Below are 1,680 nucleotides of genomic sequence, written 5' to 3' on the forward strand. Positions count from 1 at the left end.
CGACGGGGCGGACTCGCCGTCGCGGCCCTCCCGGCTTCCGTTTGGGGGTGTGCGTCGGCGGCCGCCGGGCTGCCGTGCCGGGATGTCGGCAGGATGGTGAGTGCCCGCTCTTGGGGCGAAGCGGGGAGGGCGGCGGAATGCCCTCAAGAGTTTTGTTCAATCGTCAAAGATCCGTGAGCGTACGCTCACTTTGCTTTTGCCGGATCCCGCCCTTTCGCCGCCTACATCCGCTCGGCGGAGGCGGCCTCAACGGCGGCTCGGGACTGAAGCGCAAAGAGAAAGCCGCACCCGGTGAAGACGCCCAGGGCGCCCAGCGTCGCCCCGGCGCCGATCACGCTCCCGAGCGCCCCCATCGCGATCGGGAAGGTGGCTTTGGAGAAGTTCATCATCGAGAGCCGAAGCCCGATCGCCTCGCCGATCCGGCCCTTGGGCGCAAAGCGATAGACGAGCGCCATGGTGTTGGGGTAGGACGCCCCGAGTCCCAGGCCCAGAAGGAAGCTGCAGCCCATGAGGGCGTAGGTCGCTTCGAAAAGCGGGAAGAGCAGGAATGCGACCGCGGCGACGAGGAAGGTGAAGCTGATGAGGCGCCACTCGGAAAAGAGCCGCATGAGGCCCGGCATCAGAAAGCGCACGACGAAGCTCGCGGCGGAGAAGCTCCCCAGCACCCAGCCGGTCTCAGAGGGCGTCAGCCCCACCGACGCGCAGTAGATCGGCATCATGAGGTTTCCGACCTCCCACGCGACCGAAATGAGGACGGAGGAGATCAGCACCGTCCTCATCGGCTTGTCGGCGAGGATCTCTTTCGCCGCCCCCTTCGTGTCGGCGGCCTTCTTCTCCGTGCGCTTTCTGACCCGCCCGAAGACGTTCCGCATCAGGGGTGAGAAGGCGAGAAGCGCGAGGATCAAGGGGGCCGTCATCGCGAACGCATAGAAGGCGGCGTGGCCCCGCCACTCGATCGCGTAGCCCGCCAGAACCGGCGTCACGAGCCCGCTCGCGGCGGTGATGATCGAAACGGCCGTGAAGCCCATCGAGCGCTTCTCGGGCGGAAGCACGTCCCCGGTGAGGCGCTGCGTGATGGTGTTGGCGAGCATGAATCCGAGCCCCACCAGGATGCACGCCGCGAAGAGCGGCCAGAGGCCGACGACGGCGGATGGGAAGGAGAGCGTCAGCGCCCCTGCGGCCGCCGCCGCGGCGATCGCGAGCGCCAGGGGTTTTCCGGGGCCCGCACGGTCCAACCAGCGGCCCGCCGAAATCGCGAAGAAGGCGGGCACCAGGGCGACCCCGGCCAGCATCAGGCTCACCTCACGGCTCGTCCCGCTGTGCGCGATGGCGTCGAGCGTGACCGTGAAGCGCAGGCCGGTCGAGACGGCGTGCATCACGAGCATCGTGAAGAGGATCTTGAGAAGGGGCGCGTACATGGCGGAGGCGTCAAAGCGGCGTCAAAGGTCTGTCGCCGACAATGTAGCGCCCATGCGCCCGGGCGCGCCACGGGAAAAGCGCGCGGTTGGTGCGGGGCGTCCGCAGGAATGGGCGGAAATGCGGGCCGGAAGGCGGGCGCCCCGGCACCCATGAAAAAAACGCCCCGGGTCACGACACCCGAGGCGTTGAAAAGGATTTGGAGAACCAACTCGGAGACCTGCGACCAAGCAAGCGATCTCCGGAAACGTTTGGTGTTCCTTG

Annotated in this window: 1 protein-coding gene; it reads right to left on the reverse strand. The window is 67.3% G+C overall.

Annotated elements, in window-relative coordinates:
• Positions 1-221 precede the first annotated feature (221 nt).
• Entirely contained in the window at positions 222-1,418 is a 1,197-nt protein-coding gene (locus tag HMPREF9440_RS07185) for an MFS transporter (protein ID WP_008542867.1), read from the reverse strand.
• Positions 1,419-1,680: the final 262 nt, after the last annotated feature.

This window comes from Sutterella parvirubra YIT 11816 (assembly GCF_000250875.1).
GTDB classification, from domain to species: domain Bacteria; phylum Pseudomonadota; class Gammaproteobacteria; order Burkholderiales; family Burkholderiaceae_F; genus Sutterella; species Sutterella parvirubra.